At 61.5% G+C, this 26,973-nt stretch carries 28 protein-coding genes; 12 read left to right on the top strand and 16 right to left on the bottom strand.

Annotation, left to right across the window (positions count from 1 at the left end; genetic code table 11):
- Complete coding sequence (locus AC1VVM_RS21155; RefSeq protein WP_482905707.1) at positions 1–1,083, top strand: protein-glutamate methylesterase/protein-glutamine glutaminase; 1,083 nt, start codon at positions 1–3, stop codon at positions 1,081–1,083.
- A complete protein-coding gene (locus tag AC1VVM_RS21150; protein WP_482905706.1) occupies positions 1,080–2,876 on the top strand; it encodes a hypothetical protein in 1,797 nt (598 codons plus the stop codon). The genes AC1VVM_RS21155 and AC1VVM_RS21150 overlap by 4 nt, the downstream gene beginning before the upstream one ends.
- A gap of 128 nt (positions 2,877–3,004) precedes the next feature.
- On the opposite strand, the gene AC1VVM_RS21145 is transcribed toward AC1VVM_RS21150, so the two are convergent.
- Positions 3,005–4,570 (bottom strand): EAL domain-containing protein, encoded by a 1,566-nt coding sequence (locus tag AC1VVM_RS21145; protein WP_482905705.1) that lies wholly within the window; start codon positions 4,568–4,570, stop codon positions 3,005–3,007.
- Between the two features lie 363 nt (positions 4,571–4,933).
- On the opposite strand from AC1VVM_RS21145, the gene AC1VVM_RS21140 reads away from it, so the two are divergent.
- Complete coding sequence (locus AC1VVM_RS21140; RefSeq protein ID WP_482905704.1) at positions 4,934–5,455, top strand: hypothetical protein; 522 nt, start codon at positions 4,934–4,936, stop codon at positions 5,453–5,455.
- 196 nt (positions 5,456–5,651) lie between these two features.
- On the opposite strand, the gene AC1VVM_RS21135 is transcribed toward AC1VVM_RS21140, so the two are convergent.
- The 3 genes from AC1VVM_RS21135 to AC1VVM_RS21125 form a co-directional block, all read right to left on the bottom strand.
- On the bottom strand, positions 5,652–5,945 hold the full coding sequence (locus AC1VVM_RS21135; RefSeq protein WP_279389727.1) for an HU family DNA-binding protein: 294 nt from the start codon (positions 5,943–5,945) through the stop codon (positions 5,652–5,654).
- 207 nt (positions 5,946–6,152) lie between these two features.
- Positions 6,153–6,410 carry a hypothetical protein gene (locus tag AC1VVM_RS21130; protein ID WP_482905703.1) on the bottom strand — a complete coding sequence of 86 codons (258 nt, stop codon included), beginning with the start codon at positions 6,408–6,410 and terminating at the stop codon, positions 6,153–6,155.
- A 227-nt stretch (positions 6,411–6,637) separates the two neighbouring features.
- Complete coding sequence (locus tag AC1VVM_RS21125; RefSeq protein WP_132390722.1) at positions 6,638–6,952, bottom strand: hypothetical protein; 315 nt, start codon at positions 6,950–6,952, stop codon at positions 6,638–6,640.
- 59 nt (positions 6,953–7,011) lie between these two features.
- Between AC1VVM_RS21125 and AC1VVM_RS21120 the strand changes: the two genes are divergently transcribed.
- Positions 7,012–7,248 (top strand): tautomerase family protein, encoded by a 237-nt coding sequence (locus tag AC1VVM_RS21120; RefSeq protein ID WP_482957341.1) that lies wholly within the window; start codon positions 7,012–7,014, stop codon positions 7,246–7,248.
- Here AC1VVM_RS21120 and AC1VVM_RS21115 read toward each other — a convergent pair.
- From AC1VVM_RS21115 to dctA, 5 genes are all read right to left on the bottom strand, one after another.
- Positions 7,224–8,732, bottom strand: coding sequence for a tryptophan halogenase family protein (locus AC1VVM_RS21115; protein WP_482957340.1), 1,509 nt, complete (start codon positions 8,730–8,732; stop codon positions 7,224–7,226). The two genes, AC1VVM_RS21120 and AC1VVM_RS21115, sit on opposite strands and share 25 nt — an antisense overlap.
- A gap of 76 nt (positions 8,733–8,808) precedes the next feature.
- Complete coding sequence (locus tag AC1VVM_RS21110) at positions 8,809–10,113, bottom strand: cation:proton antiporter (protein WP_482905702.1); 1,305 nt, start codon at positions 10,111–10,113, stop codon at positions 8,809–8,811.
- 739 nt (positions 10,114–10,852) lie between these two features.
- Positions 10,853–11,263 carry an SPASM domain-containing protein gene (locus tag AC1VVM_RS21105; protein ID WP_482905701.1) on the bottom strand — a complete coding sequence of 137 codons (411 nt, stop codon included), beginning with the start codon at positions 11,261–11,263 and terminating at the stop codon, positions 10,853–10,855.
- A 257-nt stretch (positions 11,264–11,520) separates the two neighbouring features.
- Positions 11,521–12,951: a carbohydrate porin gene (locus tag AC1VVM_RS21100; protein WP_482957339.1), complete on the bottom strand. Its 1,431-nt coding sequence runs from the start codon at positions 12,949–12,951 to the stop codon at positions 11,521–11,523.
- Positions 12,952–13,019: 68 nt separating this feature from the next.
- Complete coding sequence (gene dctA, locus AC1VVM_RS21095) at positions 13,020–14,333, bottom strand: C4-dicarboxylate transporter DctA (RefSeq protein ID WP_482905699.1); 1,314 nt, start codon at positions 14,331–14,333, stop codon at positions 13,020–13,022.
- 310 nt (positions 14,334–14,643) lie between these two features.
- Here dctA and AC1VVM_RS21090 point away from each other — a divergent pair, with 310 nt between their 5' ends.
- The 4 genes from AC1VVM_RS21090 (at position 14,644) to AC1VVM_RS21075 (ending at position 17,574) form a co-directional block, all read left to right on the top strand.
- On the top strand, positions 14,644–15,891 hold the full coding sequence (locus AC1VVM_RS21090) for a LysR family transcriptional regulator (RefSeq protein ID WP_482957338.1): 1,248 nt from the start codon (positions 14,644–14,646) through the stop codon (positions 15,889–15,891).
- A gap of 339 nt (positions 15,892–16,230) precedes the next feature.
- The gene (locus AC1VVM_RS21085) at positions 16,231–16,545 is read left to right on the top strand and encodes an ArsR/SmtB family transcription factor (protein ID WP_482905697.1); all 315 of its coding nucleotides are present in this window, start codon (positions 16,231–16,233) and stop codon (positions 16,543–16,545) included.
- On the top strand, positions 16,542–16,901 hold the full coding sequence (locus AC1VVM_RS21080; protein ID WP_482957337.1) for an SRPBCC family protein: 360 nt from the start codon (positions 16,542–16,544) through the stop codon (positions 16,899–16,901). Before AC1VVM_RS21085 ends, AC1VVM_RS21080 begins: the two co-directional genes overlap by 4 nt.
- A gap of 46 nt (positions 16,902–16,947) precedes the next feature.
- On the top strand, positions 16,948–17,574 hold the full coding sequence (locus tag AC1VVM_RS21075) for an ATP-dependent Clp protease proteolytic subunit (RefSeq protein ID WP_482957336.1): 627 nt from the start codon (positions 16,948–16,950) through the stop codon (positions 17,572–17,574).
- Between the two features lie 114 nt (positions 17,575–17,688).
- Here the strand turns inward: AC1VVM_RS21075 and AC1VVM_RS21070 are convergent, their stop codons facing one another.
- On the bottom strand, positions 17,689–17,913 hold the full coding sequence (locus AC1VVM_RS21070) for a beta-galactosidase small subunit-related protein (protein WP_482957359.1): 225 nt from the start codon (positions 17,911–17,913) through the stop codon (positions 17,689–17,691).
- Between the two features lie 87 nt (positions 17,914–18,000).
- Between AC1VVM_RS21070 and AC1VVM_RS21065 the strand changes: the two genes are divergently transcribed.
- Both AC1VVM_RS21065 and AC1VVM_RS21060 read left to right on the top strand, forming a co-directional pair.
- Positions 18,001–18,894, top strand: coding sequence for an MBL fold metallo-hydrolase (locus AC1VVM_RS21065; RefSeq protein WP_482957335.1), 894 nt, complete (start codon positions 18,001–18,003; stop codon positions 18,892–18,894).
- A 97-nt stretch (positions 18,895–18,991) separates the two neighbouring features.
- Positions 18,992–19,312, top strand: a complete 321-nt coding sequence (locus tag AC1VVM_RS21060; protein ID WP_482905693.1) for a cupin domain-containing protein — start codon at positions 18,992–18,994, stop codon at positions 19,310–19,312.
- An 82-nt stretch (positions 19,313–19,394) separates the two neighbouring features.
- On the opposite strand, the gene AC1VVM_RS21055 is transcribed toward AC1VVM_RS21060, so the two are convergent.
- The 4 genes from AC1VVM_RS21055 to AC1VVM_RS21040 all read right to left on the bottom strand — a co-directional run bounded on the left by AC1VVM_RS21055 (position 19,395) and on the right by AC1VVM_RS21040 (position 23,788).
- Positions 19,395–20,813 carry a hypothetical protein gene (locus AC1VVM_RS21055; RefSeq protein WP_482957334.1) on the bottom strand — a complete coding sequence of 473 codons (1,419 nt, stop codon included), beginning with the start codon at positions 20,811–20,813 and terminating at the stop codon, positions 19,395–19,397.
- On the bottom strand, positions 20,810–21,376 hold the full coding sequence (locus AC1VVM_RS21050; RefSeq protein ID WP_482905691.1) for a TetR/AcrR family transcriptional regulator: 567 nt from the start codon (positions 21,374–21,376) through the stop codon (positions 20,810–20,812). The genes AC1VVM_RS21055 and AC1VVM_RS21050 overlap by 4 nt, the downstream gene beginning before the upstream one ends.
- Positions 21,377–21,502: 126 nt before the next feature.
- On the bottom strand, positions 21,503–22,723 hold the full coding sequence (locus AC1VVM_RS21045; RefSeq protein ID WP_482957333.1) for an acyltransferase family protein: 1,221 nt from the start codon (positions 22,721–22,723) through the stop codon (positions 21,503–21,505).
- 66 nt (positions 22,724–22,789) lie between these two features.
- Positions 22,790–23,788: a LacI family DNA-binding transcriptional regulator gene (locus AC1VVM_RS21040; protein WP_482957332.1), complete on the bottom strand. Its 999-nt coding sequence runs from the start codon at positions 23,786–23,788 to the stop codon at positions 22,790–22,792.
- A gap of 259 nt (positions 23,789–24,047) precedes the next feature.
- On the opposite strand from AC1VVM_RS21040, the gene AC1VVM_RS21035 reads away from it, so the two are divergent.
- Complete coding sequence (locus tag AC1VVM_RS21035) at positions 24,048–24,263, top strand: hypothetical protein (RefSeq protein WP_482905688.1); 216 nt, start codon at positions 24,048–24,050, stop codon at positions 24,261–24,263.
- 82 nt (positions 24,264–24,345) lie between these two features.
- A complete protein-coding gene (locus AC1VVM_RS21030) occupies positions 24,346–24,960 on the top strand; it encodes a hemerythrin domain-containing protein (RefSeq protein WP_482905687.1) in 615 nt (204 codons plus the stop codon).
- 925 nt (positions 24,961–25,885) lie between these two features.
- On the opposite strand, the gene AC1VVM_RS21025 is transcribed toward AC1VVM_RS21030, so the two are convergent.
- Both AC1VVM_RS21025 and AC1VVM_RS21020 read right to left on the bottom strand, forming a co-directional pair.
- Positions 25,886–26,116, bottom strand: a complete 231-nt coding sequence (locus tag AC1VVM_RS21025; RefSeq protein ID WP_132390682.1) for a hypothetical protein — start codon at positions 26,114–26,116, stop codon at positions 25,886–25,888.
- Between the two features lie 264 nt (positions 26,117–26,380).
- On the bottom strand, positions 26,381–26,614 hold the full coding sequence (locus AC1VVM_RS21020) for a hypothetical protein (RefSeq protein ID WP_482905686.1): 234 nt from the start codon (positions 26,612–26,614) through the stop codon (positions 26,381–26,383).
- Positions 26,615–26,973 lie beyond the last annotated feature (359 nt).

The raw sequence follows: 26,973 nt of genomic DNA, 5'->3' as shown, positions 1-26,973 counted from the left end.
ATGGGCAAAAAGATCCGCGTCCTCGTCATCGACGATTCCGCCAGCGTCCGCCAGGCGATGACCGCGATCCTCCAGGAAGATCCGGAGATCGAGGTGATCGGCGCCGCCCCCGATCCGTTCAGCGCCGCGCGCCGGATTCAGGAGGAAGTGCCCGACGTCATCACGCTGGACGTGGAAATGCCGCGCATGGACGGCATCACCTTCCTGCGCAAGCTGATGTCGCAGTGCCCGGTGCCCGTGGTAATGTGCTCGTCGCTGACCGAAGAAGGCTCCGAAACGCTGCTTCAGGCGATGGAAGCGGGCGCGGTGGATGTGATCCTGAAGCCCCGCATCGGCGTGGCCGATCATCTGGCCGAGCACAATCTCCAGATCCGCGACGTTGTGAAGGGCGCCTCCCGCGCGCGCGTTCGCGGCCGCCCGCCGGTGCGTGAGAGCAGGCCGGAAGGTCCGCCGAAAAAACTGACCGCCGATGCCGTGCTGCCCCCGCCCAGCGGCCGCGCGATGAGCCGCACGACCGAGATGGTGGTCTGCCTTGGCGCCTCCACCGGCGGGACGGAAGCACTGCGCGAAGTGCTGGAGGCACTCCCCGCCAACGCACCGGGCGTCGTCGTCGTCCAGCACATGCCGGAGAATTTCACCCGCGCCTTTGCCAAGCGGCTCAACGGTCTGTGCGAAGTGGACGTGAAGGAAGCGGCGGACGGCGATCCGGTGCTGCGCGGCCATGTGCTGATCGCGCCGGGGGGCAAGCATCTGATGCTGGAACGGCAAGGTGCGCGCTATTGCGTGGCGGTGAAGGACGGCCCGCTGGTTTCGCGTCATCGCCCCTCGGTGGATGTGCTGTTCCGCTCCGCCGCGCGTTCCGCGGGATCGAACGCGGTTGGCGTGATCATGACCGGCATGGGTGACGACGGCGCACGCGGGCTGCTGGAAATGAAGCAGGCCGGCGCGCGAACCTTTGCGCAGGACGAGGCGACGTCGATCGTGTTCGGCATGCCCAAGGAAGCGATTGCGCGCGGGGCAGCGGATCGGGTGATCCCGCTCGGCTCCATTGCCCGTGAAGTGCTGACAGCCACTGCTCGATGACCACCATCTGTTTTCCCGAGCCCGTCTCGGACGATCCGGCAACGTCCGGTCTGGAGGATGCATTGTTTCTCGCCACCATCTCCGAGGATTCCCTTGAGGCCGCGCCTGCGCGTATGGAGCTTCGCGACGCGCTCGCCACTGTGGCGAGCGGGCTGGATGCGCGCTTCGTTGCCGCCGGAACGGCGCTTGCCCGCGCCTATGAGATCGTCGAAGCCCTGATCGGCGCACTGGAGAGCGTCACCAACGCCTTCGAGCGCGATGCGGCAGAGGCGGCGGTAGACAACATGCGCGGCACCGCGGACCGGTTGATGCGCCTGCCCGTGATCCAGTCTTCGCGGCGCAAGGCGCTGGTCTCGATCGAGCAGGCAAGTGCCGCGCTGTCGGGGCAGATCGATCAGGTCAACCGTACGCTGAGCTTCCTGCGTATCTGCGGCCTCAACATCAAGGTTGCGGCCGCAGGTTCCGGCGATTTCTCCGGCTTTGCGGACATGATGTTCGCCAAGATCGACCTTGGCGAAGAGGAGATGGCAAGCATCTCGCGCGAGATCGGCTGGCTGGCCGAGGCCGTGCCGGGCATGTTCGAGGTTGAGGATCAGCTTGCGGCCGAATGTGCGCTGGTGGTTCCGCAGGTACCGTGCAAGCTGGCGGACGATGCGCTTGCCTTGCAGGATCATCAGGTGGACCTTGCCGAACGCGCGGTGCAGATATCCGATGTCGCGCGGCGCATCCGCAGCCAGGTCGGAACCGCGCTGGGCGCGCTGCAAGTGGGCGACATTACCCGGCAGCGATTGGAGCATGTGGCCGATGGTTTGCTTGACCTCGACACGTTTCTGGAATCGCCGTCGGACCTGGCGCCGGATATTCTGGAGATCATTGCCGGCCACGCAACGGCGCTGCTGGCGGCGCAGGCGGCGGACACGCTGGACATTTTCCGGAACGAGGCGCGCCTGCTGACAAGCAGCCTGCGCGGCATCGGCCCGAACGCGGCGGCACTGCTGGAACTGCGCGTAAGTGAGAACGCGGACGAGCCGGACGGCGAGGGTGTGTTCCTGCAGATGCTGGAAACCAGCGTTGTCGAAGTGGCCAGCGTGACCGAACGGCTGCGGGAGGCGGATGCGCGCTCGAACCGGCTCAGCAACGTGGCCTCCACCACGGCGCGCAACCTCGCGAAGCGACTGGCGACGGTCCATCGCATCACCAGCGATGTGCAGCAGATGGCGTGGAACACCGATCTGCGCTGCTATCGCATGGGTACGGAGGGGCGCGGACTGGCAGTGGTGGCCGCCGAGATTCGCGGATTTGCCGCCACCCTGGCGACGATCGCCTCGGCCATCGCGCAATCGTTCGACGGGCTGACTGCTGCCGCCGCGACGATTGGCGGCACCGAAGAGGACGAGCCGGTGGACGCCGGGCAGGCACTGAAGGAGTCGCTGGATTGCATCCGTGACGGTGGCCAGCGCATGCGTCGCGGGCTGTCCGAACTGGACCATGGCGCGTCGGCGGTGGCGGAAATCCTTCAGGAAACGACCGCCAGGATCGATTGCGAGGCCGAAGTCGGCGATCCCTTGCTGGAAATTGCCGATCGCCTGGCGTTGCTCGGCCAGGAATGTGCCGATGTGCCCGAAGAGGCCGTGGCCCCGCTCGGCGACCTGCTGGGCACGATCGCCGCGCGCTATACGATGGCCCGCGAACGCGAAGTGCATCGCGCCTTCGTGCCCAACGCCGGCGAGGAGGCCGCGCCGGCGGTCGACCTGTTCGACGATGATGACGATTTCGACGACGGCCTGTTCTGACCGGTGCCCAGGCTGACCTGCATCGGTACCGTGCGGTGGGCCCGGCCGCGGGCGTTTGACAGGGGGGCCGGTATCGTTGCGGCTTGCCCTCTTCCAATTGCTGACCTGAAGCAGGGGCATTCACCCGATCAGTTCGGTCCGTCATTCAAATGATGGCAGTACTCGATGAAGTTCTCGGCCGACAGTGCGGGTGAGTAGAGCCATCCTTGCGCAAATTCTACACCGGCCGAGCGTAGGTATGCTTCTTGTGAAGGCGACTCGACACCTTCGGCGACTATGGTGAGATTGAGGCTGTGCGCCATATCGATCAGGTGCGGCGTGACGACGCTGGTCGCGGCGCCTCGGCCTATCGTATCGACGAATGATTTGTCGATCTTGATCGTGTCGACCGGGAGCGCTTCGAGCAATGACAGCCCCGAATAGCCGGTACCAAAATCGTCGATCGAAACCGCATGCCCTGCCGCTCGGGCGCGCTCGATAGTGGCGCACGCCAGTTCGGGCTTGATGAAGCCACGCTCCGTCGCCTCGAGCCAGATGTGGCTTGCCGGTATACCCCACCGCTGCAACGCCGCATGCAGGTTGGGCAGGAAACGCCCGCTTTCCATATCATTCGCGCTAATGTTGATGGCTACATGTACATCGAGCCCAGCGCCGAGCATCCCTGCGAGATCCTCTGCCACGCATTCTATCATCAGGTCGGTAATCGCTTCGATCAGGCGCGTTCTTTCCGCGAGAGGGATCAGCAGTTCGGGTGGCATGCGGTCGGGACCGGGGCGCCTCCAACGCACCAGCGCTTCGGCGCCAACGCATCGTCCACTCTGCAACTCTATGAGGGGTTGATAGTGGGCAATCAGCTTGCGGTGCCGAATTGCGAAATCCAGTTCATTCTCAGGCGAAAGCCGCTGGCGGGAGACCCAGGCAATGGTCCCGATGAGAATTGCCGACACAATCAGTCCGGTCGGCACAAGCAGCAACCACTCCCGGCGCAGGCGTCGCTCAAACTCTCCGCGGTCGGAGACGGCAAAGGCCATCAAGCCTGCCCCGCTCGTTGATACGAACATATTGCGATCGTCCATACCGGACCCGGTATGGTGCGCCATCGCAGATATAAGGCTGTTATCCACGTGGCCTGAAATAGCGATCGGCCGGCCATCGAGAGTGGCAACCCCCAGCGCCATTTCACCATCGCGAAGTACGTCGACCAGGCGCTGAGGATTGATCAACACTCTATGATCGCCAAGAACCAGCCCGATCACGGGGTGACCTTGGCTGACCAGAGGATTGACCTGTAGCTGCAGGGCAAAACCGCCAGGAAGCGGATGTTCTGGTGCTTGTTCGGGAACCGAGTGAGACACCGTCCCCCAGCTCGTGCAGGTAAGTTTTCCATCGTTGAAATAGCCAACCTGGTCGATAAATCGATTATCGAAGGCAAGTTGCCGCATGCGGGCGATGTGCGCCGGTGAACAGCCAACCCAACCTTCCTGCTCCAGCTGCTTCAACGTAGCTTGGGCGTTGCTCAGCGTGAGGGTTGCGCGCTCAAGGGTCCAGCCAGCGTATTGCGCCAGATGTGCGCGCTCGGCTTTGTGCGCGCGCTCTCGGGAGAGCAGCGAAACACAGATCAGAGGCAAAATAGCCGCGCTCAACGCAAGAAGCGTTGCAGCATACAATATAGAGCGACGACGCCTAGCAATCATCCTAGGCTCCTCAAATTGACCGCCAAAGTTACGGTTACGCCGCGAATTTATATTCCAAATCGAGAGCAATTCCATTTTGTAATTAGGCAGCCGGCACGGTTTTTGGAGGGTGCCTGACTGCGTAATCCAGTGTGGATTTTCCGGGCCGGATGCCTCAAGCAGCTAGGCAGCCTTTCGTCCGGGGAGATAAAGAATTCAACGCCGTAGCTCCCGACGATCTGAAATCAGTTCAAGCACGGCATCATGACCTCGGCAGGGACTGGCGCCCCATCCATCCTCGATTTTGACAGCCCGATTGCGGCAAGTTGCCGAGCCTCAGGCCGGCAAGCGCCGCTAGAACACATCGTCAGGGAGCACATTTCCATGCGTAAGATCATTTCGGCAGTCGCCGTCAGCTTGGCGCTTTGCGTGACGACCACGGCGCAGGCGGCCGATCCGGCAAGCTGCATTACCAAGCCGGAAATGGACGGGATCATCACCTACTTTCTGCCCAAGGTGCTCGACCAGGTCGCGCAGAAGTGCAGTTCCGTTTTGCCTGCCGACAGCTACATTCGTACCTCACTGCCCAGCCTGGCGACGCAGTTTGAGAACCGTAAGATTGCGGCGTGGCCCATGGCGAAATCAGCGTTTCTCAAACTGGGTCAATCGGAAGGCAAGGAGATCGCCGGCGTGTCGGATGACGTGTTGCGCCCATTGATCGACGAGGCGTTATCCGCCCGAATGTCCATTCCGATCAAGCCTTCGACCTGCGGCGACGTGAACGACATCATGGAAGCACTGTCACCACTTTCACCCGAGCAAACAGTGCATCTTGCCTCTGCGATCATCACGGTGGCGACCCGCGATGGGAAGGCAATCCTTCCTTGCCCAAGGCGCGCGGACTAATCCGAACGTCGAACTAGGGGCAATCGAACCGCAACCCGGGCCTATCGTGGCTGCAAACCTCCGGGGCCCCTGGGATAGCGCGCGTTGTAGTAAGGTATTTTCCGCCACAAGATCTCGTGGCGCAGATGTCGGCGGCCCATGAAGAGGACGGCACGGCGCTGGTGGCGGCGTGCCGTCCCATTTTCAAAGTGCTGGCTTAGCCGTTCAACTTGTCCTTGACGGCCTTAGCTGGGGCGAACGTCAGCTTCTTCGAGGCTGCGATCTGGATGGTCTCGCCGGTCGAAGGGTTGCGGCCTTCGCGAGCCGGAGAGTCCTTTACTTTGAACTTTCCAAAGCCGTTCAGCGAAATTTCGTCGCCCGCAGCCGCCGCTTCGGCGATCGCTACGAAGACCGCATCCACGGCCTTCTTGGCATCAGCCTTCGTGACGCCAGTTTCAGCAGCCAGCTTTTCGGCGAGGTCGGAATTGTTCATTGTCGTATTCTCCTGCAGTTATGACTGAATTCTGCTGAGAGGATTATAGCCGACGACGCAGGTCAGCAATGTCATCCCGCCAACGCCTGTGCACAGTTCACCCGGGCCCCTCGGATTTCATCCAGCCCCCTGTCCGGTTACCCCGGTCGGCAAGCCGGGCGGGGCATGCATGGTCAGCATCTCTGACTGGTCGGCCGGCGTCGCGATCCACGGCGGGCCTGCGCCCTATGACGGAGTGTTCGGCCCACGGCTCAACATCGTCGCGATCTCGCTTTCTGCATCCGTCGCGTCACTGATGAGCAGGCGCAATGCCTTCGCAGTGTCTTCCAAGAGACCGGCGCCAATAGGCCGCTCGCCATTTATGAAACGTCGGATAGCCCGCTCATCTATGTTGAGGCGCCGCGAGAAAGCAGTGGTGCCTCCAAAGAGTTGGACGCAATAGGCAAAATGCTCGCGTTGCTCGTCGCTTGAAGAAATCGTCATTCTCTCTGCCTGTTGGTTGGTTTTCGTAGTTATAAGTTATCTTGCGAATGACGTAAAACGGGGCGTGTCGGAGGGGGCGCAGCCGTTCAACCACGCATATAACTGCCTTCAGGCTTCGGGATACCCGTTCTTCGGTGGCATTCCAGTTATCTCGAAATCAGCTCGCTACCCCTTGGTTTTGACAGAACGCAAGCCGCCCTCATCTGACCCGCTGCGGCAGCCATTGCCTAGTTGCCGTCAGCATCGACCGTGAAAACCATGGGCTTGCCCCGAGAATCGGGTTCCCACCCAGCCAGCAACGCTGCCCGGATTCCCCGAGAGACAATCGCGTCGCCGATCTGAAGGCGCCCTCGTTGCATTCCTTTTAGCAAGCGCTTCGGCGGGGGAAACTCCAGCAAGGCGCCGCGCTGGGTGTGTTTGCGGAGCAATGCAACTGTCATGCCTCTCCAGCCATCGAAGTCACTCCACTGCGGCTCGCTCCGGAGCTCCCATTCATATTGAAGTCCATCGACCTCGACGATACCGGCTAGCTTGTTGGTCATGGCAACACGCCTAGCAGGTCTCTGCTCGCAAACCACCCGTCGATCCTCAAAGTGGACAGATGGGCGGGACCGCTGCTTTTGGGCGCGGAAGGGCGCTCTACAACGGCGTATCCGATATCCTTCAGGAGGTGCTGGGGAAAGCGGCTGATACTTTCGTGATCTTTCAGGACGTGGAACTGGAGGACTGGGCGGGGCGAAGTGGCCTCTCCGTCCCCGCCTATGCGCCACTCCTGCCAGCCCTGATTGATCAGGGCTGGTTCGGGTCCGATCGTCAGAACGCCTCGGCCGGACAATAGGACCTGATGAAGTCTGGATGGGTCGGCATATTTGCGGCGATTTTGGAAATTTCAGATCGCATCCGATCCAGATGGCCTCGCAGCTCCGCGTCCGGCATCATCTCGGCAAGTCGATGATAGCCAAGGGGGGCGAGGCGCTGGCCGAGCAGGACTGACGTCCAGCTGTCGACGCGGAAAAGCTCGTCCTCCAGCTTGAAGGCGCGCGCATCTTCGCGCCACAGGTCCAGCCGTTCCTTCAGGGAATCGGGAATTTCCATGGTCCGGCAACGGCGCCAGAAGGCGGAATCGTCCCGCTCGGTGACGTGATAGTGCAGAATGATGAAATCGCGGATGGATTCGAATTCCAGGCGCGATTTCTCGTTGAAATGGTCAATCAGCGCTTCGTTACAGCCGTTGAACGGGAAGTCCTGGATCAGCCGGGTGACGGCCGCCATCATTAGGTGGATGCTGGTCGATTCCAGGGGCTCGATGAAGCCGCCCGCAAGGCCCAGGCCCACGCAATTGCGGAACCAGCTCTTCACGCGCATGCCGGTCTTGAAGCGCAGGAGCCAGGGCTCGATCGTCGGCTCGCCGTCGATCTCGGCCAACAGCTTTGCCCGTGCCTCGTCATCCGACATGAACTCGTTGCAGAAGACGATGCCGTTGCCCTCACGGTGCTGTAGCGGAATCTTCCAGCGCCAGCCCGCCTCGTGCGCGTAAGCGCCGGTATAGGGCTGGGGCGGGTTGGACGATCGCGACTGGACGGCGACGGCGCTGTTCGTGGTGATCCAGCGCCCCCAATCCTCGAATTCAACGCCGAGGGCTTGCCCCAGAAGCAGGGAGCGGAAACCGGTGCAATCGACGAAAAGGTCGCCTTCGATCCGCTCTCCCGATTCCAGCGTCAGCGCATCGATGAAGCCGCTTTCGGGATGGAGATCGACATTGCGGATCTTGCCTTCGATCCGTTTCACGCCGGCCGGCTCGGCAATGCCGCGCAGGAAGCGGGCGTAGCGCGTGGCATCGACATGATAGGCATAGCCCATGTTCGGTGCGGCGTTCACCGACATGCGGTTGGCCTCTCCGGCTACCCATTCCAGGCAATATTCGCCCAGTTCGCCGCCAAACCCCCGCGATTTTGCATGCAGCCAGAAGTGGTGGAATTCCGCCATCCAGGAAACGCGCGTGCCGATCGTGCCGAAGGGGTGGATGTAGCGATCGCCAACCCGGCCCCAATTCCTGAACTCGATCCCCAGTTTGAAGGTCGCCTGCGCGGCGGCCATGAACTGGTCCTCCTTGATCCCCATCAGGTCATGGAAGCTCTTGAAAGTCGGCACGGTGGATTCGCCGACACCGACGGTCGAGATCTCTTCCGATTCGATCAGGGTCACATCGATCAGCCGCCCCAGATGACGCGCCAGCGCCGTGGCGGTTACCCAGCCAGCGGTGCCGCCTCCTGCGACCACGACGCGTTTCACCACACGGTCCGACGAAGGATCCTGCTGCATTTCCACTTCCCATGATGGCGGCGTCGAGGCCGCATTGTACGATATTCGAACGACTGTGTCCGGCTGCGCGGACGGTTCAGATGGCCGGGACGGTCGGACGTTCCGCCGCTTCGTCCGCATCCTCGTTCAGCGAGCCCAATGCGCCGCTGGCCCGGGCGCGTCGGCCATAGACGAGTTCGAACAGGGGGGAGGCCATTAGTGTCGTCACCAGTGCCATGACGACGAGCATCGAGAACAGCGCCGGGCCGATGATGCCCTTCTGCAGCCCGATGTTGATGATGATCAGTTCCATCAATCCGCGCGCGTTCATCAACGCGCCAACGGCCAGCGCGGTCGGATTGTCCTGCCCGGTCAGCCAGGCCGCAGCCCAGCAGGCCGCGCCCTTGGCAAGGATGGAGCCGATCAGGATAACCAGCGCGATGCCGACGAGTGCGATGCTGTTTACCAGCGTCAGCTGCGTGTTGAGGCCGGAGAAGGTGAAGAACATCGGCACCAGCAGCGCCAGCGTGAAGGGTTCCAGCTGGCTTTTGAGTTCACGGCTGAGCAGCCCGCGCGGCATCGCCACGCCCAGCAAGAAGCCGCCGAACACCGAATGGAGACCGGCCGTATCCATGGCCCAGGCGCTGAGCATGAACAGCGCCACGATGGTCGCCAGCAGTGGCGGCACAATGCGTCCCTCGCGCTCGGCCCAGCGTGCCAGCGGCGCCAGCAGGCGGGGGGCGGCGGTGAGCATGAACAGCGCGAACAGTCCCCCGCCCGCCACGGCCTTGATCGCCACGGCCGGGCCGCCGCCGAAACTGGCAAGGACGATCGCCAGCACTGTCCAGGCGCCCACGTCGTCGATCGCGCCGGCTGATAGTGACAGCGACCCGAGCGGCGTGCGCGCGAGCCCGCGCTCCTGAATGATGCGGGCAAGGACGGGGAAGGCAGTGATCGAGATGGCCGCGCCCATGAACAGCGTCGCCTGGTACGTGCTGACCTGTGGTCCGAACAGGTTCAGGCCGAACAGCCAGGGGGTCATCGCCACGGCAACCAGGAAAGGTGCTGCCATGCCGGACAGGGACACGGCAAAGGCGCTGCGGGCGTTCACACGGAAATGATCGGTCCTGAAGCCAAGGCCAACGAGAAACATGTAAAGCCCCACGCCCAGTTGGGCGCCGACGTAGAGGACGGATTTCGTTTCCTTGGGAAACAGGAAATGCTGGATGTCCGGGGAAAGTAGCCCGAGCAGCGATGGGCCGAGCAGAATGCCGGCGATCATTTCCCCGATGACCTGCGGCTGATCGAAGAAGCGCTTCATGGCCCAGCCGGTCGCGCGGCATGCGGCGATGATCACGAACATCTGCAAGAAGAACGCGACGCTCAGTTCCGCGGGACTCATGCATCTCTCTCCAATAGCCCAGTTGCCGCACTTGGGTCGCGCGGTCATTCAGGCGAGGGAAGTGAGCCGGGCTTGCCTCTTCGCGCAAGCAGTTTTCCCTGGCGGCAGTGTCCTTGGGAACCGATTTTCAAAGGTGAGGCGCGGTTTGTTGCCGATGTGCCACAAGTGGCGGAAATTGGTCATTGATTGCGATGTCATACCGCTCCGGAAACACATCCGCACCATGCCCATCCGAATAATGACGTGATCAGCCTCCCGCATGGTGAAGAATGGTCGATGCTCGCGTCACGCCGGGCTTCCAAAGCATGCACGCCACCGTCGACAGATGATGCCCCGTGCTGCAGAAGCGGCACGTCCATTCGGGCCGCCTCGTCGCAGTGGTCTACATCAATGAGGATTTTCGAAAAATTCCATCGAGCCCGCAGCCCCAGCGCTATGGCAATAAGCTTCACAAAACCGGCAGACGACACCAACAGCGCAGGCTGCACCCATCTATCAGGGCAAAGCGCAAGCTTCTGGTATAGCTCAGGCAGCGCCGCTCGCCGGACGCTTCCGCTCGAACCGCTTTTGCATCAGCCGAAAGGAAGCCTGTCTCCAACAAAGTGAGGCCAGAATCTGACCTCAAATCTCCCAAAAAGCTCGCGCTAGAAACGAGATCACGCCCATCGGCTCAAATCCCGTCGCGGAAATGCCCGACAGGGCGTTGCGGCCCTGACATCTGCTTGCTGGCACAATGCCGCTAGGTTCCACCAAGACAGATCTGGCAGCCACGACTTGTGGCGATGCCGTTAGAAAGCTGGGCAAACATTCGTAGCGCCTGCTGGCTTGTCAGCGCGTCGTGCAGATTGTCGAAGTTCGATAGAGAGCCAAAAGTCGCGGTGCTGTTGAGATCGAGACAGCAGATGCCGAGCCGCCCCGTGGCAAAAATCGCCAGCGAAGGAACCTTGGTAAAGCCCCAACTCCGCCTGGTCGCCAGCTTGCGATCGACAGCCCAGCGCGGATCGTATTCGAGCAGCAGATTGGCATAAGTGCCAACCGGGCGTGCCGAAATGAAGGCACTCTGCCTTCCGCCGTTCACATCCACCCAACTCAGGATCGGCATATGGCCGTGATCGCCAGCCATGTTCCCGATCAGGCAGTCGACTGCCATAACGCCGGCGCTCGTGAAACTCCGCAAGCCCGGTGAAATAGCGCGCAATGTGCGACAAGGGCGGCGTCCGGCCTTGATTTAAAATAGCCCCAAAACTCGGCGACAATCGCCCCTTCAAAGTAATTGTAGAACTATCCCTTGGTCACGCCGGCCGCTGCGGTGATCTCCTGCATGCCCGTGGCGTTGAAGACCGGAGTGCTGACGAGGACTTGCCCTCACTGTATTGCGGTCTCGCGAATGTACGGATCCAGCTCCAATCATTTGCCGAAAAACTGGGCGAGTTTGAGGTCGACGCGAACGCCCAGAACGACCGCGTCGGGTATGTCGGTCTTGCGGCTCGTCGCGTAGATGGGGTCCGGATTGATGGCGTATTGCACATTCGGCATGATCCGCAGACCGGGGAGTGCGGCAAAGCCATAATTGAGTTCGGCAATGATCTCGTTCGATCCCGGGGATCCGCTACCTCCGGCCTTGGCCCGCAGGTCGCGCAAGTACGCAATCTGCTGGGCGCTGAAATGGGTGTCGGAGACAATGAAGCCGATGGTGTCGTCGTCGCGCCCTTTAAAGGTGCCGGTCTTCACCAGCCCCGCCGAGGCAAACCAGTCAAGCTGCTGGGTGTTACCCGCATTCACGAAGAGGCGGCCGAATGCCGCAAGACTGCGCTTGCTCTTTCCCGGTGCGCGCGAAATCGTCTGGTCGACCATCGCGTAGATCCCGAGCCGATTGCCGCCCAGCGCGGCCCGGGCAAGGCCGCTCTGCGCCGCGCTGGCGTCATGGATGTCGTAATAGGGGCTCTGGCCGCCGTCGGTGTTGAGGTAAAAGCCCACTTTGTAGAGTCCGGGCAACCGGCTGCTGGCAGGATCGCTTTCATAGCCGACTTCGCCAGCGATGAGCGCGCCGGTCCCCTTGCCCAGCGAAAGGTCTACCCCGCCTTTTCCTTTGAGATTGAGATCGTTGTTGTAGTCGAATACGCCGAGCTGCACGTACGCCCGCTTGCTGAGTAAATATTGCGCCTTCGCTGCCCAGGACGAGTTCGGGAATGCGGTGATGCCGATATCGCTAATGCCGCCGTACGCGGTGAGGCAGGCGGTATTGCTCATGAATACGCAGTTGAGCGGCGAGTTGTTGAAATAGCTGTTCACGGCGGCGCGCCCGACCATCAGATTGAGACGCCCGAAATCGTGCTCGATGTTGAACTGGGTCAAGCGCGGACCGGGCACCGGACGCCAGGTCTGCTGAAAGCTGATAGAGTTGCCGATATAATCCCGACCGAGGCTGTCTCCGCTGAACCAGGCGCCCTGGACGTGAAGGCGCGTGTCGGACCAGCCGAGCACCTTTTCAAGATCGACGTTGGCCGCAGCGCTGACCCAGTGAGATTCGGCAAAGCCCTTGCGATTGCCGCCGATCGGGTTGCCGGCAATATTGCCGACGACATCGAGTGAGAGGTCCACCCCATCCTTCTTGAGGGAGCGGAGCTCTTTGCCGATCACATTCTCGTGCTGGAAACGGGCGAAACCGGAAAGCGGAGTGGCCGTCGGCGCGGCGCCGGCCGACTGGTCGCCGGCAGCAGCCGGCGCGGCCGCAGTTTCTTCGACCGGTGCAGCAGGCACTTCTTGCTCTTGCGCGAAGGCTGCTGCGGGCAGGACCTGCGAGGCCATGAGCACGGCCAGGACGCGGGTTACGGACATGAATCTCTCCTCTTCCGGCCGCGCCGTGGCGCGACCGGGCTATTGTCTTCGGTGGTTGGGGACGCCGTTTAGGCGGCGATGCCCAGTCGGCGGCGCGCCGCGTCAGTGCCGACGGCAGCTGCCAGGGTTCGCTCGTCGAGCTTGCCTTCCCACTTGGCGATGACGATCGTTGCCACCGTGTTGCCGACAAGGTTCACGAATGTGAGGCCTTCGGCGAGGATGCGGTGGATCCCGAGGATCAGCGCGATCGAGGCGACGGGAATAGTGCCGGTCGTATTGAGCGTGGCCGCCAGGACGACGAAAGCCGCGCCCGCGACACCCGCCGCGCCTTTGGACGTCAGCAGCAGGACGGCAATCAGGCCCAGTTCGTGCCAGAATGTCAGATGGGTATTGGTCGCCTGCGCCAGGAATACCGCAACGGTGGTGAGATAGAGGCAGGTGCCGTCCAGATTGAACGAATAGCCCGCAGGCACGACGAAGCCGACGACGCTTTCCTCGCAGCCGAGCGCCCGCAGCTTCTCGATCAGGCGCGGCAGGACCGTTTCCGTCGACGTGGTCGCCGCGACAATCACGATCTCGTCCCAGATATAGCCGAGCAGCCTGAGAAGGTTGACGCCGCACCACCAGGAGATGCTGCCCATGACGATCGCGGTGAAGGCCGCGCAGATGACGAAGAATTCGAGTATCAGCTCGCCGAGCGAGAGCAGCGATGCCGTGCCGAACTGGCCGACCGTGAATGCGATCGCGCCGAAGGCGCCTAGCGGCGCGAAATACATGATGTATCCGATGATCCGGAACAGGCCTTGCGAGGCGCTGTCGATCACGTTCATCATCGGCTTTGAACGCTCCCCGCCCGCCGCCATGGCAATGCCGAACAGGACTGCGACCAGCAGGACCTGGAGGACATGGCCTTCGGTCAGCGCGCCCGGGAATGTGTCGGGGATGATGGCCATGAGATAGCCGGAGATCGATTGGTCATGGGCGCTGGCGACGTAGCCCTGGATCGAAGCGGTGTCGATCGAGGCTGCATCGATGTTCATTCCCACGCCCGGCTGCCAGAGAGCGACTCCGATCAGGCCAAAGATCAGCGCGAGAATGGTAATGACTTCGAAGTAGACGATCGACTTCAGCGCAACGCGCCCGACGCTTTTCATGTCGTTCATGCCGCCGATGCCGTGCACCACTGTCACGAAAACGATCGGTCCGATCATCATCTTGATCAGCTTGATGAAGGCATCGCCCAGCGGCTTCATGGCCACCGCAGCATGCGGTACGAAATGGCCGAGCAGGATGCCGATCAACGTCGCTGCGAGCACCTGAAACCACAACTGCCCGAATATGCCGAAACGCCCGGCAGGCTTCTTCTCTTCCAACGCTTTCATAACTCAGCTTCTTGTTTCGTTTTTTTGGCGACCCATCGGATTGAAGCTGTGCCGTTCGCGAACAACGGCTGTTTAGCGGCGAATGAGTTGGGCTCGGCAAATCCGGAATGGCCGGGACGATCCGTGTCTGCCTGTGCAAGTCGGCTCGCCGCGCACAGGCAACAATTCACCGTTCCGTTCATTCGTGACCATAAGCTCAAGCATTCGCTCGATTGTATCCTCAACCCGTGTGTTGTCCTATCTACACGGCAGTGAGCGCATTCCGGCAACGTCGAAATGCAACCCATCCATAAGCAAAGTTGAAGTCCCAATGATCGATCCGATGCGCCTGAACCTCCGCCACCTCGACGCGCTGGCTGTTGCTGCGCGGCTGGGGTCCATCAGCGGAGCATCCAAGGAACTGCACCTTTCGCAGCCCGCCGTGACGCAAGCGGTGGCCAGCCTGGAAAGCCAGCTCGGCTATGTTCTGCTGGACCGTCAGCCCTCCGGGGTGCAGCCGACCGAGGCCGGGCGCCGCATGACCGCGCGTATCGAACGCGCGCTGTCCTATCTTGAGCGCGGGGGCCGGGTCCTGCGGCGCAGCGCCCGCCTGCCCGTCCTCCCCAATATCGAACGGCGCATCACGCTCGGGCAGTTGCGGACGCTTATGGCAGTGGACGAAGCCGGCAGTTTCGCACTGGCTTCGGAGCGTGCCCGGCTATCGCAGCCTGCCCTCCACCGCTCGGCCCGCGAACTGGAAGAACATCTGGGCGTACCCCTGCTGGAGCGGCAGGGCAGGACCGTGGTCTCGACTCCGACGGCGGCCCGTTTCCTGCGCTTTGTCCGGCTCGTCCGCGCCGAGCTTGAGGCGGGTATCGACGAACTCAGTGCACTACATTCACAGGGTGGCGGACGTGTCAGAATAGGGACGATGCCTGTGGCCAAGGCGGTCCTCCTGCCGCAATCGCTTGCCCGTTTCGCACATATCTATGCCGATGCTCAGGTGAACGTCGTCGAAGGGCCTTACCCAGAACTCCTTAACAGCCTGCGCCACGGCGAACTGGACATTCTGGTGGGTGCGCTGCGCGATCCGCTGCCCGTGGCCGATGTCACTCAGGAAGGGCTGTTCTCCGACGATCCCGTCATTGTCGCGCGATCCGGGCATCCGCTCGCCGGGCGAAAATTTGAATTCGAGATGCTGCTGGAATTTCCATGGGTCATTTCGGCCAGCGGAACGCCCGGGCGAAAGCGCTGGGAAGAGATGTTCACCTCGCGCGGTCTCACGCCGCCCAGGCTGCGGATCGAATGCGGATCTTTGCTGGTGATCCGCGGCCTGATGCTGGAAGGCGATTGGCTGACACTGCTCTCACCGGATCAGTTCCTGTTCGAGGCGCGCGCAGGATTGCTGACGCGCATATTTGGCGGCGGTTTGACGTTGCAGCGCCGGATAGGAATCACAACCCGTACAGACTGGCAACCCACCTGGTTACAGGCTGCTTTTGTGGAGACGTTTCGGCAAGTTTGTGACGCATGGGAAACCGGGAAAACGGGCGAGTCCGAACCGTTCCGGTTTGGCTAGAATCCTCGCCGCTTGTCATGGTCGATAGCGAGGCGGGATGTGGTAGCAGCCGGTTTCGGGGAGGGCGCTTTCGGCGGCGAACGGCCGAATAGTTGGCGAGATCGGGCCACCGCTGCTGTGCTGCGCAGTCGATGCCAGACCGCCGTTCAGCCAGGTCAAAACCACGCAGCCTGAACATATCTCACGCAAGAGGCGGACGATTGGTTGCCGGCGAAACCTGGAGGGGTGAGCGATCGGAGCGGTGCGCGATTGAAGAAAGTCAAACATCTCGGCGCACTCACTTCTTCAAAGTTCATATCAGGGCTTGCGAATTAGATAAGTGTGGGCTTATGTGTTGGCATGATCGAGAACGACATCTTCAAAGCTCTGGCCGATCCCACCCGCTGCGCAATCTTCGAGAAGTTGGCGGCGGGGCGCATGAATGCCAGCGCTTTGCGCAATGGCATGACGATCAGCCAACCGGCGATGTCGCAGCATCTATCGGTTCTGCGGAATGCCAAGCTAGTCCGAGAAGAACGACAGGGGCGCTTCGTCAACTACGAGGTGGATCCGGACGGTCTTGCCGTACTTGCCGGGTGGCTCGCGAAATATCGCGCTTACTGGCCGGCACGGATCGATGCCCTCAAATCCTTGCTGAAGGATATGGAACCATGACCGAGAGAAAGACCGACGATCAAGGCAAAACCCTCTCGTTCATCTATGACATTGATGAACCGCCTCACAAGGTCGGGCGCGCGATGACTAATCCCGACTTTCGTGCACATTGGTTGCCAGCCGAGGACTTGGCCGATCCGCTAGCGGCCGCCATGATACTGGGAGAGTCAGTCAGCTACCGGATGCGGGAAAGTACGCCGCCATATCTGGAAAGTCTCGTCACCTTCCGGATTGCGGCCAACGACGACGGCGGAACGAGCCTGCGGATCATTCACGAGATTGCGGATGCGCGGATCGATCGGATGATCAAGGCTGCTGCCAACACCAACGGCTCGCCCGTCATGCTTGCAGCCTGACGGGACACCACTCCCACACACATTACGGAAGTCAGGAGTTCGCCGAATGCGCGAAGCGATGCAACTCGTCCCCATGGTCATCGAGCAATCCAGCCGGGGAGAGCGGTCTTTCGACATCTACTCCCGATTGCTGCGAGAGCGGATAATCTTCCTCAATGGTGAGGTGAACGACACCGTATCTGCGCTTGTCTGCGCGCAGTTATTGTTCCTAGAGGCCGAAAATCCCGGGAAACCCATCAGTCTCTACATTAATTCGCCGGGCGGCGTCATCACCAGCGGCCTCGCCATGTATGACACCATCCAGTATATTCGCGCGCCGGTGCACACGTTGTGCATGGGCACGGCCTATTCGATGGGCTCCTTTCTCTTGATGGCTGGCGCACCTGCCGGGCGGGCTGCGCTCCCCAATGCGAGCATCCTCATTCATCAGCCGTCCGGTGGCGCGCAGGGCAAGGTGTCCGACATTCTCATCCACGCCGAGGAAATCCAGCGGACCAAGAACCGGGTCACCAGTCTCTATGCCAAGCATTGCAGTCGCAGCTACGAAGAGTTTGAGCGCGCCATGGACCGCGATCACTTTATGACCGCCCAGGAAGCAGTCGAATGGGGTCTGATCGACCGGATAGTGGAAAGTCGGGCGGAGCCTGGAGATCTGCCTGGCGCAACAGCTTGATCCAGCTCGGCGTCGGACAGGCGCAGAGATCAACTTGATGAATGAATGGGGTATCAGGACGGCCAGAAGCCCCAATTTCAGCGGCCAGCGTCGAGGTAAGCCGAGCGGCTGCCTTCAATCATTTAATTCCAAATGTGGCGGGGCCCCAGCGCCCGACAGTTCCATCCATCGTACGCCGACCTTGTTGCCGGTCTCTTGGGGACAGATATAGTCGTGGTTCTGGTCGGCCACGGCGCCTCGCCAAAGGCCGGTCGGGGCCGAAGTCTTGCGGTCAACGTAGCTTTCGTGCGGCGCGCGTCCATACCATTCCACCGTATCCAGATCGGACGGCAGGGCCAAGGCGCATAGGGAAACGAGCTTTGTGAAAACGACAATCGCTTCTACGCTGCGGAAATGACAGGTAAAGCTAGCTCTTCCGCTCTTATAATGGCCCTGCAATCCCTGCTGCTGGTATGCGGAACGGCGTCTCCGCTCGCCGCCGCCGATATGCGATACGAACCGCCTCGATTTTCCAAATGGATTGATGGCACATCCGCGAATGAGCCCGAGACGCAGGTTCAACGCATCGACGCAGATACCTTCGTGATCCGCCAATCCGTGCAAACCAACTTCGAGGCGCCTTTCCTCTATTTGCTGTTCGGTCGCGACCGGGCACTCCTTCTCGACAGCGGCGCTGGAGGGCTGCGGATCCGGCCTACGGTGGATCGCCTGATCGGCGAATGGCAGCGCCGGCATGGCAACCGCCCGGTTCACCTGACTGTGGCCCATTCTCATGGCCATGGGGATCACGTCAGTGGTGACGGCGAATTCCGGGACAGGCCAGATACGGAGGTAGTCGGTCATACACCCGCGCAAGTTTCGGCCTATTTCCGGATGGCGGACTGGCCCCGTGACATCGGCCACTTCGATCTTGGCGAGCGGATCCTGGATATAATTCCGACGCCCGGCCACGAGCCGGCGCACATCATGGTCTATGACCCCGGAACCCGGCTGCTTTTTTCCGGCGACATGCTCTACCCTGGCAGGCTTTATGTTCCGATCGATCATTTCGACGAGTTTCGCGAGAGTGTGGAGCGCCTTGCCGCCTTCTCCAAAATTCACCCGATCCGCGCATTGCTCGGAGCCCATATCGAAATGACTTCCGTCTCGGGGCAGGACTTCCCGATGCGCGCGCCCGCGCATCCCGCCGAGCATCCGCTACCGTTGCCTCCCGCGACCATCTACGAACTTCAGCGCGCTGTTGAACACGCAGATGTCCCCCCGGTGATCGATCGGCATGCCGATTTCATCCTCTACCCCCGCCCGGCTCGCCCTTCATGACGAATCCGAAAGCGGCCGGCGCGTCATCCGTGACTTCCCATTTCCGAGGCTGGCGGACATAGTCGGGGTGATGGATCAAGGCCAGGATCGGAAAGAAATGCCACCTTCCAATCTCTTTGTCGTAGCGCAAGGGTTCGAGGCGGACGAGCGGTTCGAGGACCTGCTGCGGCGGCCCGGTATTCGAATCGAACGGATCGTCTCGCACGGTCATGTGACGCCTCCGGAGCAGCCTTACCAGCAGGACTGGGACGAGTGGGTTCTTGTGCTCGAAGGCGCTGCCGAACTCTTGCTGAACGGCCTTGAGCGGTATGCACTCGCGGCCGGAGAGCACTTGCTGATTCCCGCCGGTACGCCGCATCTCGTAACCTATACTGCTTCACCGACGGTCTGGCTGGCCATTCACATCGGCGAGAGCTGAACCTGCTGGGGAGGGCGTCAGTCTGGTGCGGCTGACCTGCGGTCAAATCGAGCTTCAGGCACCTTCTTGCGAAAACGCCGGATCAGGTTCGTGCAGATGCCTGTTCATATGATGGACGCCGGATCATTGCCATGATCGCAAGACCTAACGTCACGGCAAGGCATATCCACGCAAAGGCGTCTCCGATCCGGGCGTAGAGTGTTTCGCCGCCACTGCCAGCAAGGGGCAAGTCACCAATTGCAACGGTTAATCCCTCTCGAACCGGCTGCTTCACCAACACTCGGCCGTAACGGTCATTCAATGTCAGCAGCCCATCCCGCGCGCTGCGAGCGAGAGGCGTGCCGGTCTCGATCGAGCGTAGTATCGCGGGTCTGGCATGTGCCCAGGCATCGCGTCCGAAGTCCCATGCAGGCACCGCAAACATCATCGGATGGTTCGCCACTGCATCCTTCCGGATCGTCGCCTGAAAATCCATGTCCTTGCAGATTTCCAGCATCACGCCGCCCGGCAGCATCAGCGAAGTGGTACCTGGCGTGAAATCGGGGGTTTCCAAGCCGACCACCAGGTGCCGCTTGGCGTAAGTCGCGTTGCGAGCGCCTGCGCCCACCGCAGTAACAAGATTGCGCCGCGCGCCGGCAAATTCACCATTGTAGCCGACAAGCGCAACAGCGCCGATTTCACGCGCAGCGGCATCCACGGGCGCAAGTGCCGCCTGCGCCCATTCCGGCCCCAGACGGGTACTGTTTTCCGGCAGCAAGACGACCGCCACGTGCTTTCCGGAAAGAGCGCGGATCGCCTTGGCGTATGCCGCAAAGATCTGCCCTGTTCGCGCCTCGTCCAGCGCGTCGGTGGTAGCGGCGAGGTTGTTGCTCCCCATCAGCGCCACGCGTACTGAGCCTTGGCTTTGCCCCGTCATGCGCCACGCGCCCAGGCCGGCGTCTACGGTGAAGATCGCGGCCGCGGCAAGGAGCCAGGCAAGGCTGCGTCGGCGCACGCCTTCGGCAAGAGCAGCGGCGACCAATCCGATCAGGAAAGTCACCGCCGCAAATCCGCCCAAGGCAGCGGACTGCGCCATGATCGGCATGTCAATCTGAGAATTGGCGGGCGAACTTACTGCCCCGCCGGCAGGGGCGAAGGAGATCAGGAAATCCGTTGCCGCGAACCCTGCTGCAAAGGCGAGGACGCCCGCTATCGCCCCAAGCCTTAGGTGAACCTTCCGCGAAAGCATGACCGTCAGCCCGAAAATCAGTGCGGGGCCAAATAGTATCTGCGCAAGCACGGCTACGGGCATCACCGAGCCATAGGCAATCAGCAGGTTGCTTGCTCCAAGCGCATAACTGACGAAGGCGGCAAGGAAACTTGAAGCCGCGCGCTTGCCCGAAAAGGCGTACCACAGCACTGGAACTGGGGCGATCCGGGCGAGGTACCAGTGCGTGCCAAGACCCAGAGAGAGGAAGAATCCCGCTCCGGAAAGGAGCGTCGCAGCCAGCCAGACGATCATGCCTTGTCCTCCCTGACCTGACTTTCGATAAAGCGGCGCATCGTGGTGCGGTAGAACGTCCTGAAGTTCTCGACATCGCCGGTAACGCGTCCCGCCCGGTGAAGCGAAACGAGGCCCTGACCCAGCGCAGCGATTGCAACCATGATTTCGCCCGCGCGCTCTGGGCCCGCAAATTCCGCGATCAGCTGCATTTGCAGCGATACCGCTGGCGATCCGCCAGCCAGATAATCATCCGGATACTTCAGGGCCTTGTCGGAATAGACAAGAAATGCGGCGTCGAAGCGTGCGGGAGCCTCGAGCGCATAGGCAAGGTATGCGTCACCGATTGCTTCCAGCCATGCCCGCGCGGGGCGGCTGCTGATCGCGTCCACTCTCTTGCGCCACTCGGCTATGCCCTCGGCGACTAAGGCATCGATGAGCGCCTGCCTGTTTTCGAAGTGGCGATAGATCGCCATGGGCGTGATGCCCACCGCACCGGCAACCTTGCGCAGCGAAAGGCCAGCCTCGCCATTGACCTCAAATTGCTGCCAGGCGGCGGCAAGGATGCTCGCTCTCGTGCTCATGTATACAGTGTATACTCAGGCGTCTCGCGGGGCAAACGTATTTTGATGCGCGGCTCCGGTCTTCCGTTTTCATATGCCGTAGGCTCCGGCGTGCACGATATGGCGCTTTGGGAAATTGGTCGCGTCTTAGGAGGCTGCAGGCGAGGGAGCGATTTCGGCGATATGCGAGGGGCGGGCCTGATCTATGGCCGAACGCTTGGCCTTACGGTCCAACCAGCTACGCAAGCGAGCGCGGATGGGCTCGTCCCACCAGATCAACGAAAGCCACGCCACCAGAACGAGGAACGGCACCAGCGCCGTGCCGATTAGGATTGACTGCGCCTGCGTGGGTTGCTCGTTCGCCACGAAGTTCATCCAGACGTAGAGGAACGGGAAGTGCGTAACGTAGAGCGGATAGGAAATCCGCCCGCTGACCTTGCAGAGCCGATTCATTCCCCGCCCGGCATTGGAATGGCTGCCGGTCACGATGATCACCGGAAACAGCACGATTACGCATGCGGCTTCATAGATGCCGTTGAGCTTGATGCCGCCAACCTCGGGCAGGATCGGGCAGGCAATCGCCACGATCAGGACGGCCGAGAGGAACAGAAGTCCGAGGCGGAGACGCGGGAGGCGGCCGCGCACCCGGTAGAGCCACAGCCCGATCAGGAACGGGTAGCAGAGACGCAGCGGCGCGGCCCACCAATGATCCCATCCCGAGCCAAGATCGAGTGAGCCGAAATGCAGGCCGCACATGGTGAGCATGACCGCGCCCACCACAGCGAGCGCCGCGAGGCTCCAACTGGGCAGACGGCGCAGTACGAACGCATAGGCGAGGTTGCCGATATATTCCTGGAATAGCGACCAGCACGGACCGTTCAGCGGGTGCGTGTCGCCGAACCGGTTTGGCAGACCCCACGCCGGCAGCACGAGGAGGCTCATGACCAGCGCAAACAGCAGCGCGCCCCACGACGCGGACTGGGCCGTGCCCGCAAAGGGATCGACCAGATAGCTGACGAAACCGAGAAGCACGCCGATGATGACCATCGGCTGCAGCCGGATAAGACGCAGCGCGAGGAAGCGACCGGTGGTGAGGCGGTTCCAGCGATCGTCATAGGCATAGGCGATCACGAAACCCGAAAGCGCGAAGAAGAAATCGACAGCGAGAGGGGCGTGATGGAGGAAGACCTTCGCGCCCTCCCAGTTCACCGTGATGCCCTGAATGTGGAAGAGGACGACGAGCATCGCTGCCGTGCCGCGCAGACCGTCGAGAACTTCGAAATGTTCCTTGCCGTTAGCCGTCCCGTCCGCGGCGCCGCTATCATGCGAGGCCGCTTCGCCTGGGGGCGATGTTCGAACAAGGTCCATTGGTCTCTCCGCTGTTTTGGCGGAGGGTATTGCTGGATTTAACGATAAACCTCAAGCGTGAATTTATCAGCTCGATCCGCGTTCGATGACCTGGAACGGCAGCACGACATCGCGGGCAGCGCCATAGGTTTCGGGATCGCGGGCGGCTTGGACGACGAGGTCCAAAGCCTGTGCTGCCATCTCGAGGATTGGCTGATGGACCGTGGTCAACAGGGGCCAGACACGCGTCGCGATGAGCGTGTCGTCAAAGCCGGTTACGGCGAGTTCTGCCGGCACTTTCACGCCCAGACGGTGCGCCTGCCACAAGACGCCTGCGGCCATGTCGTCGTTTGCAGTGACGATGGCATCGGGACGATCGGGGAGGGCCAGAAGCTTCTCCGCGGCCTCAAGGCCCGACAGGAAAGTGAAGTCGCCCGAGATGCACAGTGCGGGGGCGAACGACAGGCCGTGGTCGCGCAGCGCATCGATGTGGCCCTCCAGTCTGGCCACGCTATCCGAATGGTTCGTCGGGCCAGTTACTACGGCGATGCGGCGGCGTCCGCCCGCCACGAGATGGCTGGTGACCGCGTGCGCGGCTGCATGATTGTCGATGCGCACCGTAGTCATGTCGGCCAGCGCAGACGCAGTCGAGATTGCTGCCACCGGAACGCCCAGGCTGGCTGCCTTGGCACTCGCCGCCATGCTTTCGGCGAATGGCGGAATGAGAAGAAGCGCTTGCGCGCCCGATCGCACCAGCCCGTTCGCCAAGGTTATCGTTGCCTCCGGCGTTGAAACCTTGGCTGCCCGGATGAGCAGTTGCAGCCCTTTTTCGGCAGCCGCGATCGAGACTGCGGCGATCATGGCATTGATGAACATGCTGTCTCGGTCGGCATGGATCAGACCTAGCCGTGCGACAGCGGACCCCGTCAACCGGCGGGCAGCGAGGTTGGGCACGTAGCCAAGCTCTTCGATGACGGCCATGACGCGGGCTCTCGTTTCGGCGCCCACTTTGCCCGTCCGGTTGAACACGTTCGAAACGGTCATCGTGGAGACGCCGGCACGCTCGGCCACGGACTGGATGGTCACTCGATCGCTATACTTTCGGGGGCGTCCCATTTACCTGCCAGATTGTCTCGTGCCGTGTCGCGTGGATGGACCATTGGCGGGGGCAGGGCAATGGCCTCGCCATGCACGATTGGACTGGCGCCGGTTTCGGACGGCGCGCGTGAGCCATGAACTCGGCGTCAATTGCCAGCTGACTGCCGCAGACTGATCCGCAAGGGCGAAAGCGGATCGACGGAACCCTGTGGGGAACTGGGGGTTTTACTCCCCGAAAGGGTTTGTCATGATCGGTAAAATCATCTCGGCTGTCGTCGGCAGCAAGATCGCCCAGGATACACCGGGGCTCAGTGGCCCGGGCGGTGCGGCGCTTGGCGTTGTCGCGATATCGGTGTTCCGTCGCCTCGGACCGCTCGGTATGGCCGCAGCGGCAGGTGGGTGGCTCGCCTTGCGCGAACTCGACAAGCGGGCGCGGCGCAAGGCCGCTGTGCCCGGCAACTGACAGCACTCAACGCTGATCAAGATCCACCAAGGCTTGGGTCGATAGGACCCGGATGCCTTCGCTGCCAACGGAGCGCGGTCCTATGGTCGCAAAGTCGAAGAAGAAACCCCTTACCCCCGCAGAAGCCAAGGCTAAGGCGATCGCCAAGGCCAAGGTTATTGCCCCCGATGTGCCTGCGCGCATCGGGCAGACCCCTGAAAACGATCTTCGCGGGCTGCCAGACGTGTTCGGCCGCCTTGTCGAGGATCATGACCGCCACCGCGCACTTCTTGCCATGATCGAGGCAACGAATGGCGCGGACGAAGAACGCCATGCGCTGTTCGAGGAACTCGTGCGCGAGTTGAAGTCCCACGCGGCAGCCGAAGAGCAGGCGCTCTGGTCGACCGTGTTGCGCAATCCCGAAACGACCGAATTTGCTCGGCACGCGGTTGCCGAGCACAAGCAAATCGACAAGATGCTCGACGACCTGGCCGCGCGCGACATGGGCAAGCGTAAGTGGATGGAACGCTTTGGCGACCTTAAGGAGGAATATCTCCACCATATCCGCGAGGAAGAGCAGGAGCAGTTCGTCGAAAGCGCGAAGATCCTTTCCGATGCCGACCGTCAGCACATGCGTGCAGTGTTCGAACGGCGGAAGAAGGAAGAGAAGGCTGCCGCTGAAATGACACCGAAGCTGAAGATCAAGGCGATAGCCTGACCGCTGGAAATACGGGGTGTTTGGCGCCTTCGGCGCTTACTTGAATTTCGCGTTCCGCGTCAAGCAAGCGAACCTCGTGCTGGCAATGATCCGGTCGCGGCCTGATGACATTGGATCGGAGGCGGAAGATTCCGCTTCCGGTCGATCTTTCTGAAAAGGGAGGAATTTCTGCGGCTGGGCTGCGCCCTGACAGGCGCGGCCCAGCCGCCAACACTAAAAGTTCGTTGTCCTGATCTGCCCGACACACCATCGTTTCGCGAACGCGAAAACATGCCAAAGACACCACGAGAGCCAGGGCCGCGACCGAACTTCATTCCATCGAAAAGCGCGTCATCCGGCTCTCTCCAGAGCCGGTCTGCGACGACTGCATCACCCAGGCGCTTGGCCTTTCGCCGCTCGAAAACGCCGATCATGCGGGGCGCGAGCCGGCAGGTTCGAACGGCTTCGAACGCAGGAAAGACACATGCAGCCTGTGCGGAGAAATTCGCCTCGTCACAAAGCGTCATTGAGCCGCCGTCACAGGACCGCTCTTCACGATGAATAGTGTTATGGACTTGCGTCTCAGGCCAGGCCGGGACCGTTCCCGAGCCGGTCACGATGCCAGCGTGTCCTGCTGACACGGCGAATAGCTGACCGGCAATCTTCGCATCGTCCGACATAGCATAGGCCGTCCCAGAAGACCTGTCCGGCCTTGGGTCGATGCCGATCGAACCGGCAGCGCAGCGCTCGGAGAATGATCGATTTCATGTGGGAATGCTCCTTCGATCTGCGTCGCGTCCCGCTCTGCCTATCGAGACCAATTCTCCTGAACGGTTCCTGTCGGAAAGGGCGCAAATCGGCGGCCGATACATTGTCGTGTATCGCGACAATTATTACGTGGAATGGGGCACAGGTTTGGCTGCGCGAATGTGGGCACTCCTGTCAATCAGGGGCGCTTCGGTCCGCTTTTGCCGTCTGCCGCCGCCTTCACCGAGACGGCCCAGGCGCGCAAGTAATGCCCGCGCTTGTGGTATTCCTCGCCGGCCTTGAGATGCACCATGGCGGCATGGCCGAGCGATTGGGAAATTTCGGTCGCAGTGCAGACGCCCTTTTCTTCCAGCAGTCCTGCGATGGCGGCAAGTGCGTTGCCGAATGCGAACACGGCATCTTCATCCATCGTCGTTTCTCCCGGTCCTGATTGTCGCTTGCTTGATCCTGCACTGTGCCGAGAGCCCATGCCAGTGCGCATGAGGAGCGAGGAGCATCTCATCGTGCTCGCCGTGCACTCTGCCGAATCCGTGCTGGCCCGCCGCGTGAGGCGCGCTCTCGCGGTCCGGTGCCCCTTAAAAATCCGGGTCGCGACAACTCTACGGAAAAGGACCGCCCCAATGCCTCCCGGAGCGGTCCTTTTCATGTCCCGATATCGCGTAGATCCTGCCTCTCAGGCAATCTGTGACCTGGAAGAGCCGCGATAGTCGTCTCCACCATTCGCTCCGTGCCGAATGGTGCAGAGCTTGCGTGCTCCCTGCCAGAGTTCGGCTGCCCGTCCGGTTCTGACGCCGGAGGCCTTGCGGTGCGCCGTGACCAGCGCATCGGCAGCGTCTTCCGCGTCGAAATCGAGACGCAGCGCGCCCACGTTCCCGTCGTCCGGGAACTTCAGCGTGTAGATGTTCATTCAGGCTCCTCCAATCGTGCAGGTCGTTTGAACGCCCTTGTCGCGATGTGGCTCCGTAGCATTGTCTTGGGTCAATTTCGAGACAATCGGTTACCGGCAGCCGGTCACGCGGCGGTCGGAGACCCTATACGCTCGGGTAGTGTTCGCGCGGATGGCATTCCCCGCGAGCCTTGAGATGGACCATCGCGGCGCGGCTAAGTGACGGGAGCGCCCCACAATGGGTTCATCATCAATTTACGCGTCTCCGGCGCCACCAAAAATCGTAGAGCGGTTGATCCGACCGCATCGGATCAACCGCTCTACGATTTTGGTTTGTCGTGTTTTCCGAATTATCAGGTAGTTATACCTGATTGGAGAAC

The organism is Novosphingobium sp. BL-S-33, assembly GCF_056857025.1.
The sequence above is the reverse complement of the archived record's forward strand: the minus strand, read 5'-3'. Positions and strand labels throughout refer to the sequence as shown.